Genomic DNA, 16,201 nt, shown 5'->3' on the forward strand with positions numbered 1-16,201 from the left:
AAGCAAGATATCTATAAGAACCCGATTGGTTCAACGAACTGTCACTGGAATCAGATTTCCTAAGATCGTTACTTTGTTTTTGGTAACACAATACGTTTATTTTCTTTTGATTCTTTATATAAGACGATTGTGTTTCCGATTACCTGTACAAGCTCTGCTTTTGCACCCTTTGCAAGCTCTTCTGCTACTTCATGACGGTCAAATTCACAGTTTTGCAGTACACTAATTTTCATTAGCTCACGCACTTCTAGCGCTTCTGCAATTTGCTTTACCATATTTTCATTTACTCCACCTTTACCAACCTGAAAAATTGGTGTTAAGTGATGTGCCTCAGCACGTAAAAATCTTTTTTGTTTTCCTGTTAACATGTATTTAGCCTCCAAGCTTTTTCATTACTATTTGTTTCATTCGTTCTATATCAGGTAAGCGTCCCGTCCAAATTTCAAATGCAAGCGCTCCTTGAAATACAAACATATCAATGCCATTTTGTACAATTGCTCCATGCGCCTTCGCATCTTGCAACAATTTCGTTTCAAACGGATTATAAATAATATCAGAAACAATGCTTCCTTTTTTCAAATCACGAATACACATCGGCGTATCTTCTACGTGCGGATGCATACCTACTGTCGTTGTATGGATGATAATATCGTACAGTGCTTGTTTGTCTGTTGCTTCTTCTATTGAAAGCGCTGAAGACACGACTTCACTTTCACAACCAGCAATAAGCTGCTCTGCTTTTTCTACTGTTCGATTCGCAATGTCAACCTCTTTTACACCCGCATCTGCAAGCGAATAATAAATCGCACGACATGCGCCCCCAGCTCCGAGCAGCAAAATACGTTTGTTTATTAAGGGCTCTTTACAAATAGATTGCAATGAACGAACATACCCTATTCCATCTGTATTATAACCAATTAATTTTCCTTCTTTATGAAGTACTGTATTCACCGCACCGATTTGTTCTGCCAACGGATCAATTTTATCTAAATGCTGCATAATAGAAACCTTGTGCGGAGTTGTCACATTAAAACCAACAACTCCAAGTGCCTTCAATCCTTTCACCGCTTCACTTAACTCACTTTCTTGAACGAGAAAAGCGTGATAATGCGCATCCATCTCTAAATGTATAAATGCATCATTATGCATGAGCGGTGATAAAGAATGTCCAATTGGATTTCCAATTACGCCATATAATTGTTTCACAAGTCCTCACCACTTTAGATTAAAGATTTACGTAATGAAACGCTAACTCCTTTTGGTACATGCGCTGCAATTTTTGCGCCAGCTTCATTCACTGTTACCCATCCTAAACCTGAAAATACAACATCAGTTTTCGGTTCATGAATTGTAAACTCATATTTTACAAGCTCTGGCATGTTCTCAAGTTCTTCTGGTGTTGGCGGATTTAATAATTCTCCAGCATGTTTTTCATACAATGCATCTGCTTTTTCAAGCTTCGTGCGATGAATTGTAAGACGATTGGATAAATGACAAGTAAACGAACGACGACCACCGCTTATATAATCAAATCGTGCTAATCCACCAAAGAATAACGTTTGTTCTTCATTAAGCTGAAATACCATTGGCTTAATTTCTTTTGTTGGAGTAATTATTTTTAAGCTTTGCTTTCCAACGTAATGCGCCATTTGATGATGATTAATAATACCTGGTGTATCATATAAAGATGAATTTTCATCTAATGGAATATCGATTAAGTCCAGCGTTGTGCCAGGAAAATGTGATGTCGTAATAACATTTTCTGTTTCATCACTAAACTCTTTAATGATACGGTTAATAAATGTTGATTTCCCAACGTTTGTACATCCAACAACATAAACATCTTTTCCATCACGATATTGTTCAATTGCACTTGCAAGCTCATCAATACCTTGACCTTTCGCTGCACTAATTAAGAAAACATCTTCTGGCTTTAGCCCGAGTTGTTTTGCACTATAACGCATCCAATGTGTTAGTTTTTCTGGTTTTACAGACTTTGGAATCAAGTCCGCTTTATTGCCCACAAGAAGTACTTTATTATTTCCAACAAAACGGTGTAAACCAGGTAGCCAACTTCCATTAAAATCAAAAATATCAACAATCTTAACAACTAATGCATCAGATTGTCCAATTCCATTTAAAATGCGTAAAAAATCATCATCTGTTAATGACACATCTTGAATCTCATTGTAATGCTTTAAACGAAAACAACGCTGACAAATGATATGTTCTTTCTCTAACGAAGAAGCTGGCGCATAACCAACTTCATTTTTATTTTCTGTTTGGATTGCAACTCCGCATCCAATACATTTAAACGTCTCAGTCAAGCTTTATTCCTCCCAATTAATTAAACCTTTTTTCTTCATATTATGCATAATTCTACGCTCAATTTTCCGATTAAAACGAGTCATAAATCCATCTGTTTGCGCAACTGGAACAACTAAAATTGTGTGAAGTCCAACACGATTACCTCCAAGCACATCTGTTAATAATTGATCTCCAATTACAACTACTTCTTCAGCACGCAGATTCATTTTCGTTAGCGCTCGTTTAAAAGCACGAACAAGCGGCTTACGTGCACTATGAATAAACGGAATACCAAGTGGATCAGCGAAATCTTTTACACGTTGTTCGTTATTATTCGAAACAACTGTCACTTGAATGCCGTGTTCCTTCATTTTTGCAAACCATTCTTCCAATTGCGGCGTCGCATTCGGACGATCCCATTCAATCAAGGTATTATCTAAATCAGTAATAATCCCTTTTATACCTCGGTTATTCAATTCTTCAGGTTGAATATGATACACATTCTTTACGTATTCATTTGGTAAAAATAAACTCAATCTCTTTCACCTCTTTGAGGAGTTTTGTAAAGTTCAACTAACGGCTGCTGTCCGTTAAAGTTAGATAAAATTTTTCGACAGCATTTTTCGATTGCATACCTGTGGATAAACTTGTACACAATTTCCGCATTTAATTTTCAGTCAATTCTAAAATTACCAACAATTATTACACATCTTATCCACGATGGGATGTGGATAACCAACAGATTGTGACATAAGACAATTTTTGGTACATTAAATGAGACAAATTTACCTTTTTCGCAGGAGGTGAACCGCCTTGACGGCGAAACATATGGAACAGTTATCTACTGAATTACTCACTGAGTCTTATTATAAAGCAAAAGAATTAAAATTAAATCCTGACTTCATTTTACTTATTAAACAAGAAATCATTAGACGCTCACTAGAGGACAAGCTTTTGAAATCGTCTTAAGTACATATACAGTAATACTTCCATAGATGACCTTTTACCCGCTTATGATTAGTTGACTGGATTACCTTAATATGCTCTGCATATTAAGGTAATCCAGTCAGTACAAAACAGATAATACTTCACCTGTAAAAAGAGCCATCTATAAGACGGCTCTTTTATCCCGCTATTTGCGGACAGTAAGACCCCACCTCAAAATTCAGGGAGAAGCAAAGAAGATAGGGGGAGGATAACTGCTGGCATGCGCCCAATTGGTTCAACTAACCGTTACTGGGAGGATGAAGCCCCCCCCACTGACGGAAGTTTCACTTTATTATAAAGTGAAACGAGCTATGTAAAAGCTGCTTCTTTTATAATCGAGTTGCGATTTTTTCACCAACACGAACCTCTTGTCCACTAGTTAATGATTGAACTACTTCAATCATATCTTTTTCAAATAATAGAACGACTGTAGAGCCAAATGTAAAGTAAGCCATCTCTTCACCTTTTTGAATGACTTCTTTCTCATGTAGCAGTTCAATACTATTAACAAACATTGCGCCTACTTTAACAAGAGCCATTCGCTCTCCTTCACTCTCTACTTCAGTTACAGAGCGATAGTTTTTGGATAACGTATCTTTTCCATATTTCATACCTGCTGCATTAACAGGATATGATTTCCTTCCAAGTACAAAACGTTCTGTTACGGTGCCTGAAAGCGGACTATGAATACGGTGATAATGGCTTGGACTTAAATAAATAACCATATATGTACCACCTGCGTAGCGTACTGCTCGTTCTTCCGTACCAAGCATATCTACAATAGAATATTGTTTCCCTTTAATTTCAAACATTTTTGCCTGATCAATAGGACCGTGACCTGCAAAAACACCATCAACCGGACTCACAATGCTAGATACTTCTGTATCAATCGACCGTTTTCCCTGTTTTAATTTACGCGTAAATAATTCATGAAGCGTTCCGTACTCTTTTAAATCCTTCTCCATCTCATCTTGCCTAATGTGAAACACTTTTGCATAAGACGGAACAATAATTGAGCTTAAACGCGACTGTGCAAATTTACGCAATACATAGGACGTAAAACGACCATTTGTAAGTTCAATTAATAATCGATATAACGTACGTCGCAAACTGCGAAACCCCCTACCTACTATGATATATAAATTTGTAATAAGACTATTAAATGTAGTTTTTCCTATTTTTGTTTCTATATCATAAATTATTAGCACCTTTTAATATTACAGATAGAACCCATCATTTTCAACCGTGAACATAGATTTATCAAAGGAGTTTCATTTTATCAAAAAAGGAAAGTGCCTGCTTTCGAATAAAATCAGGCACTTTCCACCTTTAAGATTTCCCCTTCTTCTCTTTTTCTGCACGAACAAATTCATGAAACATCTTCATTAATGCCCTCTTCTCAATGCGTGATACATAACTCCGCGATATACCAAGTGCTTTCGCAATCTCCCTCTGCGTTTTCTCTTTCTCCATGCCAAGACCAAATCGGTTTACAATTACTTCTTTTTCCCGTTCATCTAATATGTCGATATACTCTTTAATTTTCTCAAGCTCCATACTGAGTTGAATGGTATCAATCACATCTTCTGATTCTGACTTTAAAATATCTATTAAAGAAATTTCATTCCCTTCCTTATCTTGCCCGATTGGATCATGAAGAGAAACATCTTTTTTTGTTTTCTTCAATACGCGTAAGTGCATTAAAATTTCATTTTCAATGCAGCGAGCGGCATACGTTGCCAATTTTGTTCCTTTTCCTTGCGAATAGCTTTCAATCGCTTTAATTAAACCAATCGTACCGATGGAAATTAAATCTTCTGCATCTTCTCCTGTATTTTCAAATTTCTTCACAATATGTGCCACAAGACGTAAATTATGTTCGATGAGGAGATTTCTTGCATGCGCATCTCCTTGCTCCATAAGCTCTAAGTACTTTCTCTCCTCATCAGGTGACAATGGCTGTGGAAATGCGTTATTTTTGACATACGATACGAAAATAAAAACTTCGCGAATCATATACCCAATTGCGGCGAACAGACTCAACCTCTTCACCTCCGCAAAAATAGTGGTCTTTCCTATATGTATGTGGGCGAGTGATTGTTTGTGTCTGTACAACGCAAATATCAATTCTTGTCTTTTTCAAAGTCCGTTATCAAATCAAAACCTTTTCATCATACATTTAAAGTCCCCTTCAAATTACTTATTGAAGGGGATTGATGTTGGCGTAAAAATGATTGCAATTTATGCTGCTATTCTTACTTCATCTCCTAATCCTAGATTCTGTTTCTGATCCTTATAGGGTAGGAGGTGGAGTTATAGGAGCTATTGGAGAGAAAGGAACAGGTGAAGTTATATGACTAGGTATCAACTGATTATGCAAGACGGTATTTCCCTCTTGTGGCACACCTGCGGCATTAATCCCAAATGTATTGACGATGACACGTCTGATAGGAGCAGGTGGGTGAGTAAAATTAGACGAAAGAGTAACAATCACTTCGTAGCAAGAACTTGGCAGATGTACAGATTGTGGTGGAGATGCATGAATCACAAGAAGACCGCGTGGCGGAATCGTACATGTAAGAGGTGTAAGAACCGATTGGCCATTGTTAGGAGGAACGGTATTAGTTTGCTGCGGTTGAACCCCTTGTGTCATTAAATATGGGTTGATAGCTTGTCCGCATAGAAATCCAGACTTAGCAAACTCTGTAGGATACGACGTATTTTTCCAATCTAACACGGACACAGTGACCATTTGAGATTCGTAAAAATCCTCATTCAAAAGCGTAACAACTACAATCTCAGTATTGGGATTTTTTAATATAGGTCCTGTTGTAAATACATGCGATTTTTGTGGTCTTTGAGCTCCTCCAATAGGAGCAGGGAACTCATACGAATGGAAAAATTTTTGATCTTTTGGGGGCAAAAATAAATAAACTCCTTTCTATTGAAATATACTATAAATATATGGAATAGAACTCCTTTTGCTTGTATCCTTGTCCACGTTTTTCTAACAAATCTCCGTATGTATCTCAGCTTCATACTGGATTGACACAACATGTTATTACAGAAAGGTAAAAATTACCAATTTTCTATCTTTACATACAACTATAAATTCATTTATATCATCATAAAGTGAAATTTCCATCAGTGTGGGTGTCTTACTACCCAAGAATAGCGGGATAAAATTCACTCGATATCACTACAAATAACAAAAAACGACTAGGATCTCTAGTCGTTTACTTCGTTTCACGATGTAATGTTACTCGCTTTAATCGCGGACAATATTTTTTTAGTTCAATACGCTCTGGGTTGTTTCGTTTATTTTTCTTTGTAATATAATTGCGATCACCACATTCTGTACAAGCTAACGTAATATTTACACGCATAAGTTTACACCTCCTAGAAAATTCATTTCGCAAAAACAAAACGTAATCATTACGATTTATATCATAAACTTTGCCATTTACTTTGTCAATTCTATAATAAAAAAACTCCTTAATTTAAAAAACTGATTCTTTCTTCTTAAATAATATCCATATGGCTGAATTATAATTTCATTACTTTTCCCTTTGCAATCATTAAAACTGAAATGATATAGAAGCTTATACAAAGAAAGTAACATACCTCGAACTCAAGGTATTTTGTAAACGGTATAAAAAAGACAAAAAACTGAAACAATTTGTTCATACGGAATTCACATCAATCAATTAATATAGAAAATGTACATAGTTATATCATACAATAAACACTATGTGGGGAAGGAGGAACATGTAATGAAAACACGCTATCGCTTTATGATTTCATCTGTGGCAGCGTTTGCTTATATGATTTGGTATTTAGTTTAAGCAACCTTACTTTCCAAATAAGAAAAAGGTGTGTATATAATGGAATTTAACCAAACAACAGTTGATTATTGGAAAGCATTTGTATTACCTTATACATTTGCTCTTGAAGAACTGAAAACAAAATTTGAAATTATGAACCGGGAAGCTCAGTTTCTAGAAGACTACAACCCGTTTGAACATATAAAAACACGATTAAAACAACCAAAAAGTATTATTAAAAAGTTGGAACGAAAAAACTTAGTACCAACTGTCGAAAATGCCCAACAACATTTATTCGATATTATCGGTATTCGAATTACATGTTGTTTCGTGGAAGATATTTACTATTTGAAAAATTTGATAGAAAAACGAACAGATATGGAGATCATAGAAGTTAAAGATTATATTGCAACGCCAAAACCAAATGGCTATAAAAGTCTCCACATGATTATTAAGTATCCATTAGTATTAAATTCAGGAACACAAGATGTTTTTGCAGAAATTCAATTACGAACGTTAGCAATGGATTTTTGGGCAAGTTTAGAACATAAAATGTATTATAAATATGAAGGAAATATCCCTGAATATTTAAAGCAGGAATTACATGATGCCGCTATGAAAGCTGAAGAACTTGACAATAAGATGGCATCCATCCGTCAAGATATTGATGAAATTGAATCATGTTCAGAGCGCATTTTATTACCTGTGTAAAAGAAGTTCTCGATTGTAGAGAACTTCTTTTTATTCCTTCTCAATCACACGTACTTCTTCTATCTTCCATACACCATCTTCTTTTCCTACGGTGTAACGAACTTTCTTTTCAGCAGATTCTTCTTTCTCTTTCGTTTCTACCACAGCATACTCTCCTTCAAAATTTCTTACACTAAAATCCAAAAGTTCGATTTTTTTATTCTTATTTTTAAATTCTGCTTCTTTTTGTGCTTTTGTATCTTCTAATCCTAATGAATTCGTTGAAAAAAGTGCCATATGCCCTTCAAAGTTTTTTTCATTTATTGTTTGAATATAGGACTCTATTAACTTTTTAATCGCTTGTTGTTCTTCCTCAGGTATAGACTTTGTAATCTTTTTATTTTTTCCTTCTTTATGAATCGTTTCTTCCTTTTTCGTTGTGTCTTTTTGCGCTTTTTCTTGTGAGCTACATCCACATAATTGAAAACTTATTATTCCTAAAATCCCTAATCTCTTTAAAAATCGTTTCATATATCTACCCTCCAAAATCAAAAAGAAAAAAGCAAGGCAAAGAAGCCCCGCTTTTTCTTCATATTAGCGTCTACCTTTATTTGGGTCGCCGCCGCCAATAATATCAAACACACGTTTTGCTAAGTTTGTATTTTCTTGAACCCCAGCAAATAAGTATTTTCCTGGTCCAAATGCATATACACCAACATCTTCACCAGTATGGCCACCAGTTGTCCAACCTGTGTAAGAGCGTTTATTAATGATCGCTTCAATTGCATTATCAATCGTTGTTACATCTTTTGACGTTGCAGCATCATTCACAGATTTAATTTCTTCAGGTGTTAATTGTAAATCAATATACTTTTTCAATGTTTCTTCAACGTTTGCACCTTTAGCAATTTCAGCTGCCATAAAGTCAGGTGTACGTTTTGCTGCTTTAATTGGACTCACATCAAAATTATATACTCCGTTTGCTCCAAGAGACAGACCACCAGTAGAATGATCAGCCGTTGCCACTACTAACGTGTGCTTATCCTTTTTCGCAAATTCAATTGCTGCTTTAAACGCTCTTTCAAAGTCTTCCATTTCACTCATCGCTGCAACAACGTCATTATCATGACCAGCCCAGTCAATTTGGCTGCCTTCTACCATTAAGAAGAAACCATTTTTGTTTTTATTTAAGCGATTAATCGCTGCATTTGTCATGTCTTCTAAAGAAGGTGTGCTGTCATTGCGGTCAATCATTTTATCAAGACCACCAGGCGCAAATAATCCAAGAATTTGGTCATTTTTATCATTTAATAATTGCTGACGATCCGTTACAAGACTATAACCATCTTTTTTAAATTCTTCTGTAAGTTTGCGATCTTTTCGATCAAAATTCTTTAATCCTCCCCCAAGGAGAACGTCAACTTTATGTTTCCCATTAATTTTCTCGTTAAAATAATCATCAGCAATTTGATCCATATTTTTCCGATCAATGTTATGTGCTCCAAACGCAGCTGGCGTTGCATGTGTAATCTCAGAAGTTGCAACTAAACCTGTAGATTTTCCGCGTTCTTTCGCTTGCTCTAATACTGTTTTTACCTTTGATTTATCATTGTCCACTGCTATAGCTGCATTATATGTTTTAACCCCTGCTGACATTGCAGTTGCCGCAGAAGCTGAGTCTGTAATATTTTGATGCTCATCTTCTGGATATGTAACCTGTGTTCCTACGAGATGCTTATCAAATTCGGTTTGCTCCATTTCAAATGTTTTTGGGTTATCCTTCATATAACGATGCGCTGTCATATAAGAAGGGCCCATACCATCTCCGATTAAGACAATCACATTTTTAATCTTTGCATTGTCTTCTTTTTCATCTGCTTTAATGACATCTGAACGCGTAACATTCCATGTTACAATTGAAGTAAGTGCTAACGATGAAACAACTGCAAACGGCCAAGCTTTCTTCATAATTTTTTTCATCTATAAATCCCCCTAAATGCTTATTTCTATCCCCACTACCAAATGTAATAGAAAACTGTTAAGAGAAAATTGGAAATATGTAAATATTTTGTTAATTTAAGGTGAATGTTGTTGCAAGCTGTATTTCTTTGTCGTTTTACTTATTGACGTATATGACCCTTCTAAATTCAGCACGTTTGTAAATCCTCTCTCTCCTTAATGCACAATAGGACGCAATATTTTGATTTCCCATGATAAAATGTATCTACTAAAAAAACACGAGGAGTGTAATATATGCAAGTAAAAACACTAAGTACCTCTGATATCTCACAGCTTCTATCTCTTTGTGATGCAGTAGGTTGGTTACATAACGTTTCATCTATGAAAGAACAATTTGAAACCTTCTTTACTATCGGTACCTTGTTTGGCCATGATAACGAAGGTAAGCTTATCTCTTGTATCGCTGTTTTTCCATATAAAACAGGATTTACTTCTATTGGTATGCTTATTGTTCATCCAGATTTTCAACGAAGAGGATTAGCACGCTCTTTGCTAGACACTAGTATAAAAAACGCTCCGCAATTACAACCTTTTACTCTCATTGCAACAGATGCTGGTATGCCGTTATATCATACATATGGATTTAACACAATTACTTCTATTCATCGATTAGAACGAAATCGCACGGCAACAAAAAACAACTCCTTTTCTACTAGTCAAATCACGAGTCAAGATCTTAATACACTCATTCAACTCGATTTCATAGCAAGCGGCGCTTATCGTCCCGAGCTATATTCAATACTTTTAAATAGAGCATACCTTGCATTAAAAATAGAAAAAAATGATAGACTAGAGGCCTTTGCGCTATGTATACGAAAAGGAGATACCGTATGTGTTACTCCCCTTATTGCTAATAATGAAGAGAATGCCATGCATTTACTACTATCCATATGTAATCAATGGGATGGAGCTATTCGTATCGATGTTCCTCATTCACAAAAAAGCTTTAGGGACAAACTGCTATCATTTGAGTTTAAAGAAACGCTGCTTTCTCCTCTCATGATAAAAAACGAAGAGAATCTTCCTGGTAAACGAGATTTCATATTTGCTATGATGGATGCAGCATTATGCTAGAAAGGAGAAAACACTTTGAAACGATGGAAGCTCTACATGCTCAGCTGCTTTGTTCTCACAACGTTAACAAGCTGCAGCACAATTGAGAAGGAAACAAAAAAAGCAACACAAATAAAAGAAACAATTGCAACAAAACTAGAGACGAACGAAAAAATGATTGAAATTGATGGACAAACCATTTACTTCAAACAAATTGGTAAAAATAAACCACCTTTACTTATGCTTCATGGCTTCGGAGGTTCATCAAATGGATTTAGCGATATTTATCCCGAGTTAGCAAAAAATCATACCATTATCGCTGTCGACATTTTAGGTTTCGGTCATTCTTCTAAACCGATGGATTTTCACTATTCATTTCCAAATCAAGCAAACTTATATTATAAATTAATGAAAAAATTAGGATATGATACATTCGCGATATTAGGGCACTCAATGGGCGGAGAAATCTCTTTAAACTTAGCATACTTATATCCGAATGCAGTAAGCCACCTTATTTTAGCGGATGCAACAGGAGTTGAATCTTTGCAGCATGAGAAAGGATCTCCAAAACCAAATTTATCAAATGATTTGAGTACTGTCTCTACTCCGAAAGAATATCGTAAGAATGAAGTAAAGTATAAACGTGAAGATACGGAACATTATACAGAATTAAGTAAAATGAGGCCGCGCCGTTTACGTATCAATGCTGATGAAATCAAAGTGCCAACATTAATTATCTGGGGAAGAAATGATAAAAGCGTTTCTTGGAAAAATGGCGAAACGTATCATCAATTCTTAAAAAATAGTACACTTCATATTATCGAAGAAGGCGAACATGCACCGTTTCGTCAACAGCCGAAAGAGTTTATGCAGTATGTTGATGAGTTTTTTAAGAAGTATCCTACTAAGTCGTAATTTTTTACAAAAAATCCCTAACAAAAGAAAACCTACGATACAATCGGGGGAGAAAGGAGGAGATGTATTGCTCAGACCGAATAAAGATAATTCATATAAAAATGGGTTGTATTTAAGCATTTATAACTTATGCTATATGCTTGGATCAGGTGCTCTATTAATCGGGCTTGTTTGGATATTTAGTTTCATTGAAATAAAAAGTAGTTTTACTCTTCTATTTGGCCCGATTGTAGTACTCTTCTTACTCCTATCAGGGATCGGTTACTTTATATTATGGATTCGATTATTACAGAAGTACCGCCAATGTGTTACACAAAAACCGATTTGGAATATGTTTATTATTGGTATAATCGGCGTGATTCCCAATCTTATTTTTTTCGGCTATTTTATGAGCCTCCCAAATGATGAATCTTGTTTCGGTGCAGCCTTTTTAGGAATCCCGATTTTCTTTCTATCAGCAATTACGATGCTCATGCTTAGTTTATTTATAGCAAAATCACCTCAAATTCGTTAAAAAGGGTATCTCATGATGAGATACCCTTTTATACGCTAAGCGGCTTGATTTTTATAATTGCGTGATTTTTTATTGAAAATTTTTGATAAAATAAGTCCATCTACACCAAATTTGCCAGCATTATAACCTGAAACTAAAATCAACATAGACAAGATTACTAATTGTGGATTCACACCCGTTGACCCACTAAACATATAGGAAAAGTTCATTACAAGACCAAAAAATACAGCTGTTTTCGTTAAACACCCAACAATTAACCCTACTCCAACTAAAATTTCTCCCCATGTAACTAAAAAATTAAATAGCTCTACATTTGGAATTGCTACTTCTTTTAAAAAGGATGCCCACCATGATTGCACTGCTGGATGAGCTCCTGATGCTTGTTCAATTGCGCCTTTTAAAAAACCTGTTGCGTCAAATCCACCACCTGTTAGTTTTTTCACCCCTGCCATAAGCCACGTATATCCAATATAAATACGCACTGCTGCTAGTAAAAAGGAAACTGCTTTGTTCTCTCTTAAAAACTGAATAACCATACATTCCTCCTGATTTTTGTAATTAAATAAATTACATGAATACAACAACATTCGTAACCGGTTTTCGTTTCATTCATTATGATTGCTTTTTATCAATTTACACAAAATACTTCAAACGTACGTTATATAGCCACTTTTATTTGCAAATAAAAACTTGAACATATAATAACACAAACGATAATGATTTTCATTACTATTTGTAAAAAATTTATTTTCACAATGTTAAATTTTATAAAAAAGCATATTTTTATCTTTTTAGATGAGTAGACTCCTACTTATCGTTAGTACACAACCAGACTTTTATAAACACCTATCCCTTAGAGAGGGATAACCCAAATATAAAACACAGTTCTCTCCTTTTACTCATGCAATATTTATTTAATCTCTTTTTTACTATAATTGAATTTCATACATCCCTGTCTCCTCTAAAAAGTCTTCCCTCGTTAATACTTGTTTCATTACATATTTCCTATATGCTGTAATCGTTCCATCATGAGAAACAATTATTATGCGTGAAACTTGTAACATTTTACACCATTCAATGAAGCTATGAGCAGCCGTGCAAAACTCAAGCTCTGAAATCGTATTGATTCCACTACTCCATAACTCGTCATTGTGTTCTTCTGCTAATGAAAATTGCGGGAACAACTGCTGCATGTTCTTTTTGCTTAACATTTTGTCACAAGGCAACGTTCTTGCTCCTTCTCGATATGGAAAAATACGAGGCGAAATATATGAATGGACATCTTTCCTACAAGCAACATGCTCACTCCATAACGCAGCTGTCTGCAATGTTCGAACCGTTGGACTTGCAATCAATACATCGCTCTCATGCAGAGGTAAATTTTCTTGCAGTAATAATGCCTGTTCTCTTCCCTTATTTGTGAGATATGGATGATTCATCCCTAAACTGTTCGGCAAGTTTTTTGTATGCTCTCCTTCTCCATGTCTGATAAAAATAAGTTTCATATCAACATTCCTTTCTATTCCGTATTAACATAACTTCCCTTCACTCATAGAAGTTTCTCCTTCTCTTCTTTACAAAAAAATCCTCTCTTTATAAAAAAGAGAGGATCCACATATATTTAAATTTAAGGGGGAAACAAAGTAATATGACCCTTTCCTTACAGGAGTTCAGCATCTACATAACGAATATCATATGTTATACAAAAATAGAAATAGGTGATTATGATGATTCGTGAAATTACAGAAGCAGATGCAGCTCCGTTTTTAAAGCTATGTCAAACAATTGATCAAGAAACAAATTTTATGTTGTTTGAGCCTAATGAGCGAAACTTTACAATAGAGAAACAAAAATCTATGATTCAAGCACTTCTCTCTCCCCATAATTCAACACTTTTAGTAGCGGAGAAAGATGAGCAACTTGTTGGTTATATAATAGCTCGCGGCGGAGCTGTAAAGCGAAAACAACACGCTGCATATTTAGTCATTGGCGTGCTCCAGCAATATACGGGTCAAGGAATTGGTAAACAATTACTTCATGAAATTGAACAATGGGCCCGCACACAACAATTACTGCGTCTAGAATTAACAGTCATGTCTCATAATGAAAGAGCCATTTCGTTATATAAAAAGATGGGTTTTGTTATAGAAGGTGAAGCAGTGCATGGTGTGATTATTGATGGACAACCAAGAAACGAATATTATATGGCGAAAATCTTATAACAAACTATGCATTTTTTATATGCGTCTCTTAAATCAGGGCACGCATATTTTTATTCTTTTACGGATACAACATGCTCCCAATCTCGTTTCTCATAATAATTTGCGGCTTCGTCTATATTTTGAATCCATTTTCGCGCTTGTGAACCGTCTGCATTTGCAATCCACATATCGGCTTGCTTTCGATTAGAGCGCATCCATAAAAGTTGATTTGTGTGTTTTATATAGTACGGATAATAATCTCCATACCCTTTTGGCGGGGTTGTAATTTGACGTTGCTGTGCATTCGCAACATTGATTTGATATAGTGAAGGCTGCGGACGTTGCTTCGGATCATTGGACCATTCCGTTTCCTTTGCTCTAGAAATTGTAATCAACGTATTACTGTTCCAAGTGAAATCCCAATCAACATAACCTTTTGGAGTGAAAGTAACTTGCCGAAAAACAGGAAGTTCTTTTAATTTTAAATGTTTATTTTCGACGGTAAAGCGTCCTTCTCCTTCTATGTATGCAAGAATATTTTTTGACGGTGCCCATTGAAACCATTTTGGTTGAATTAACATGTGATCAACTGCTTCAAACTTACTTCCATCCGCTCCAATTATACACAACGTGTTACTATCCATCGACCAAGAGGCAGTTGGGGTTGCTAAAAATGAAATCCATTTTCTATCGGGTGACCATTGGAACAAACTTGCTACAATTGCAAAAAATTGTGGTGATTCTTTTGGTAAGGTGTAAAAATGTTTAATCTTGCTTCGGTCTAAATTTGCATCAAGTGGCACTTGAAATAACTCAGCACCTGTCCATCCTGTTGGAAGTAAATGAGACATAGAAGAAACGAGAAATTTCTTTCCATCAGGATACCAGCCATAATCTCCCACACCAACCGATACATTCTCAAAACCTTTTTGCGGGTGTTTTATATCGTATATGTTTAAAACTCCATCAAATTGAAAGGCGATGATGTTTTGCTTTGGTGACCATTGGTAGTTTGTTGCATCCACTAGAAAAGGCATCACCTTTTTGCCATCTGAAATTCGATATAATTCAAGCCGGTTTGCTTCTTTTCCCTTTGCATAAGCAAGCCACATTCCATCATATGACCACTTTGGATTCACAACATGCTCTCCTTCTGTTATCTGCTTTTCTTTCCCATCTATTTTCACCCAAAGGTCATGATTACGAATAAAAGCAACTTTTATTCGTTCACTTTCCGCATAACTACTTGAAACCGCACTAAAAAAAACACAAATATAGATGAAAAACTGTAACAGACTTTTAAACATATGAACACCTCACTTCACAAGCTTTGCAATTCTCTGCATTCCTTTTATAAAAAACAGCATGCTAACTCCCCACGATAAGCCGGCAATTCCAATATAAAGCGAATTATATTCCGACTCAAGTCCATCTCCAACAGGCGGCTCTTGTAAAATATGTACCCAAGCTGCAATTCCAAAACTTAGAAATATAAGATGACTAAAAAACCAGCCATATACACCACATTTTGTTTTCCTCCATAACAGTGCAGCAATAACAAAAGAAATCAATAAAAAGATTGTTGCCCCGTGTATTAATAATGGTAATACCCCTTGCTCCATTTCCAAAAACTTTTCCTTCCTACCTTTTTCTTATAGCATTTCGCTACTCAACCAAAGAGTATACAAAAA

Annotated in this window: 20 protein-coding genes; 6 read left to right on the forward strand and 14 right to left on the reverse strand. The window is 35.5% G+C overall.

Features of this window, described 5'->3' with window-relative positions; translation table 11 throughout:
- Window positions 1-68: 68 nt before the first annotated feature.
- The 4 genes from yhbY to ACFQZ1_RS03990 are packed head-to-tail and all read right to left on the reverse strand — an operon-like array spanning window position 69 to window position 2,843.
- The gene (gene yhbY / locus ACFQZ1_RS03975) at window positions 69-368 is read right to left on the reverse strand and encodes a ribosome assembly RNA-binding protein YhbY (protein ID WP_377880799.1); all 300 of its coding nucleotides are present in this window, start codon (window positions 366-368) and stop codon (window positions 69-71) included.
- 4 nt (window positions 369-372) lie between these two features.
- Complete coding sequence (gene aroE / locus ACFQZ1_RS03980) at window positions 373-1,206, reverse strand: shikimate dehydrogenase (protein ID WP_377880800.1); 834 nt, start codon at window positions 1,204-1,206, stop codon at window positions 373-375.
- A gap of 14 nt (window positions 1,207-1,220) precedes the next feature.
- Window positions 1,221-2,327: a ribosome biogenesis GTPase YqeH gene (yqeH, locus tag ACFQZ1_RS03985; protein WP_377880801.1), complete on the reverse strand. Its 1,107-nt coding sequence runs from the start codon at window positions 2,325-2,327 to the stop codon at window positions 1,221-1,223.
- Window positions 2,328-2,330: 3 nt separating this feature from the next.
- The gene (locus tag ACFQZ1_RS03990; protein ID WP_377880802.1) at window positions 2,331-2,843 is read right to left on the reverse strand and encodes a YqeG family HAD IIIA-type phosphatase; all 513 of its coding nucleotides are present in this window, start codon (window positions 2,841-2,843) and stop codon (window positions 2,331-2,333) included.
- Between the two features lie 277 nt (window positions 2,844-3,120).
- Between ACFQZ1_RS03990 and sda the strand changes: the two genes are divergently transcribed.
- On the forward strand, window positions 3,121-3,276 hold the full coding sequence (gene sda / locus ACFQZ1_RS03995; protein ID WP_139207688.1) for a sporulation histidine kinase inhibitor Sda: 156 nt from the start codon (window positions 3,121-3,123) through the stop codon (window positions 3,274-3,276).
- 347 nt (window positions 3,277-3,623) lie between these two features.
- Here the strand turns inward: sda and ACFQZ1_RS04000 are convergent, their stop codons facing one another.
- From ACFQZ1_RS04000 to rpmG, 4 genes are all read right to left on the reverse strand, one after another.
- The gene (locus ACFQZ1_RS04000; RefSeq protein WP_377880803.1) at window positions 3,624-4,403 is read right to left on the reverse strand and encodes a phosphatidylserine decarboxylase; all 780 of its coding nucleotides are present in this window, start codon (window positions 4,401-4,403) and stop codon (window positions 3,624-3,626) included.
- 220 nt (window positions 4,404-4,623) lie between these two features.
- On the reverse strand, window positions 4,624-5,337 hold the full coding sequence (sigK, locus tag ACFQZ1_RS04005) for an RNA polymerase sporulation sigma factor SigK (protein WP_230574839.1): 714 nt from the start codon (window positions 5,335-5,337) through the stop codon (window positions 4,624-4,626).
- A gap of 250 nt (window positions 5,338-5,587) precedes the next feature.
- Window positions 5,588-6,217, reverse strand: a complete 630-nt coding sequence (locus ACFQZ1_RS04010; RefSeq protein ID WP_377880804.1) for a hypothetical protein — start codon at window positions 6,215-6,217, stop codon at window positions 5,588-5,590.
- A 313-nt stretch (window positions 6,218-6,530) separates the two neighbouring features.
- Window positions 6,531-6,680 carry a 50S ribosomal protein L33 gene (gene rpmG, locus ACFQZ1_RS04015; RefSeq protein WP_001265619.1) on the reverse strand — a complete coding sequence of 50 codons (150 nt, stop codon included), beginning with the start codon at window positions 6,678-6,680 and terminating at the stop codon, window positions 6,531-6,533.
- A 498-nt stretch (window positions 6,681-7,178) separates the two neighbouring features.
- On the opposite strand from rpmG, the gene ACFQZ1_RS04020 reads away from it, so the two are divergent.
- Window positions 7,179-7,829 carry a GTP pyrophosphokinase gene (locus ACFQZ1_RS04020; RefSeq protein ID WP_377880806.1) on the forward strand — a complete coding sequence of 217 codons (651 nt, stop codon included), beginning with the start codon at window positions 7,179-7,181 and terminating at the stop codon, window positions 7,827-7,829.
- A 30-nt stretch (window positions 7,830-7,859) separates the two neighbouring features.
- Here the strand turns inward: ACFQZ1_RS04020 and ACFQZ1_RS04025 are convergent, their stop codons facing one another.
- Both ACFQZ1_RS04025 and ACFQZ1_RS04030 read right to left on the reverse strand, forming a co-directional pair.
- Window positions 7,860-8,339, reverse strand: coding sequence for a Cif family virulence factor (locus ACFQZ1_RS04025; protein ID WP_377880807.1), 480 nt, complete (start codon window positions 8,337-8,339; stop codon window positions 7,860-7,862).
- Window positions 8,340-8,402: 63 nt separating this feature from the next.
- A complete protein-coding gene (locus tag ACFQZ1_RS04030) occupies window positions 8,403-9,788 on the reverse strand; it encodes an alkaline phosphatase (protein ID WP_377880808.1) in 1,386 nt (461 codons plus the stop codon).
- Between the two features lie 273 nt (window positions 9,789-10,061).
- Here ACFQZ1_RS04030 and ACFQZ1_RS04035 point away from each other — a divergent pair, with 273 nt between their 5' ends.
- The 3 genes from ACFQZ1_RS04035 to ACFQZ1_RS04045 all read left to right on the forward strand — a co-directional run bounded on the left by ACFQZ1_RS04035 (window position 10,062) and on the right by ACFQZ1_RS04045 (window position 12,309).
- Complete coding sequence (locus tag ACFQZ1_RS04035) at window positions 10,062-10,901, forward strand: GNAT family N-acetyltransferase (protein ID WP_377880809.1); 840 nt, start codon at window positions 10,062-10,064, stop codon at window positions 10,899-10,901.
- A gap of 15 nt (window positions 10,902-10,916) precedes the next feature.
- Window positions 10,917-11,795 carry an alpha/beta fold hydrolase gene (locus tag ACFQZ1_RS04040; RefSeq protein ID WP_377880810.1) on the forward strand — a complete coding sequence of 293 codons (879 nt, stop codon included), beginning with the start codon at window positions 10,917-10,919 and terminating at the stop codon, window positions 11,793-11,795.
- A 67-nt stretch (window positions 11,796-11,862) separates the two neighbouring features.
- Entirely contained in the window at window positions 11,863-12,309 is a 447-nt protein-coding gene (locus ACFQZ1_RS04045) for a hypothetical protein (protein ID WP_377880811.1), read from the forward strand.
- 35 nt (window positions 12,310-12,344) lie between these two features.
- Here the strand turns inward: ACFQZ1_RS04045 and ACFQZ1_RS04050 are convergent, their stop codons facing one another.
- The gene (locus ACFQZ1_RS04050; RefSeq protein ID WP_377880812.1) at window positions 12,345-12,845 is read right to left on the reverse strand and encodes a DoxX family protein; all 501 of its coding nucleotides are present in this window, start codon (window positions 12,843-12,845) and stop codon (window positions 12,345-12,347) included.
- Between the two features lie 393 nt (window positions 12,846-13,238).
- Complete coding sequence (locus tag ACFQZ1_RS04055) at window positions 13,239-13,814, reverse strand: histidine phosphatase family protein (protein ID WP_377880813.1); 576 nt, start codon at window positions 13,812-13,814, stop codon at window positions 13,239-13,241.
- A gap of 222 nt (window positions 13,815-14,036) precedes the next feature.
- Here ACFQZ1_RS04055 and ACFQZ1_RS04060 point away from each other — a divergent pair, with 222 nt between their 5' ends.
- The gene (locus tag ACFQZ1_RS04060; RefSeq protein WP_377880814.1) at window positions 14,037-14,531 is read left to right on the forward strand and encodes a GNAT family N-acetyltransferase; all 495 of its coding nucleotides are present in this window, start codon (window positions 14,037-14,039) and stop codon (window positions 14,529-14,531) included.
- Between the two features lie 50 nt (window positions 14,532-14,581).
- On the opposite strand, the gene ACFQZ1_RS04065 is transcribed toward ACFQZ1_RS04060, so the two are convergent.
- The gene (locus ACFQZ1_RS04065) at window positions 14,582-15,817 is read right to left on the reverse strand and encodes a TolB family protein (RefSeq protein ID WP_377880815.1); all 1,236 of its coding nucleotides are present in this window, start codon (window positions 15,815-15,817) and stop codon (window positions 14,582-14,584) included.
- A 9-nt stretch (window positions 15,818-15,826) separates the two neighbouring features.
- Window positions 15,827-16,138, reverse strand: a complete 312-nt coding sequence (locus ACFQZ1_RS04070; protein WP_377880816.1) for a hypothetical protein — start codon at window positions 16,136-16,138, stop codon at window positions 15,827-15,829.
- Between the last annotated feature and the right edge of the window lie 63 nt (window positions 16,139-16,201).

Origin of the sequence: Bacillus sp. CGMCC 1.60114 (assembly GCF_042676365.1) — a bacterium.
In the GTDB taxonomy this organism is placed as follows: domain Bacteria; phylum Bacillota; class Bacilli; order Bacillales; family Bacillaceae_G; genus Bacillus_A; species Bacillus_A rhizoplanae_A.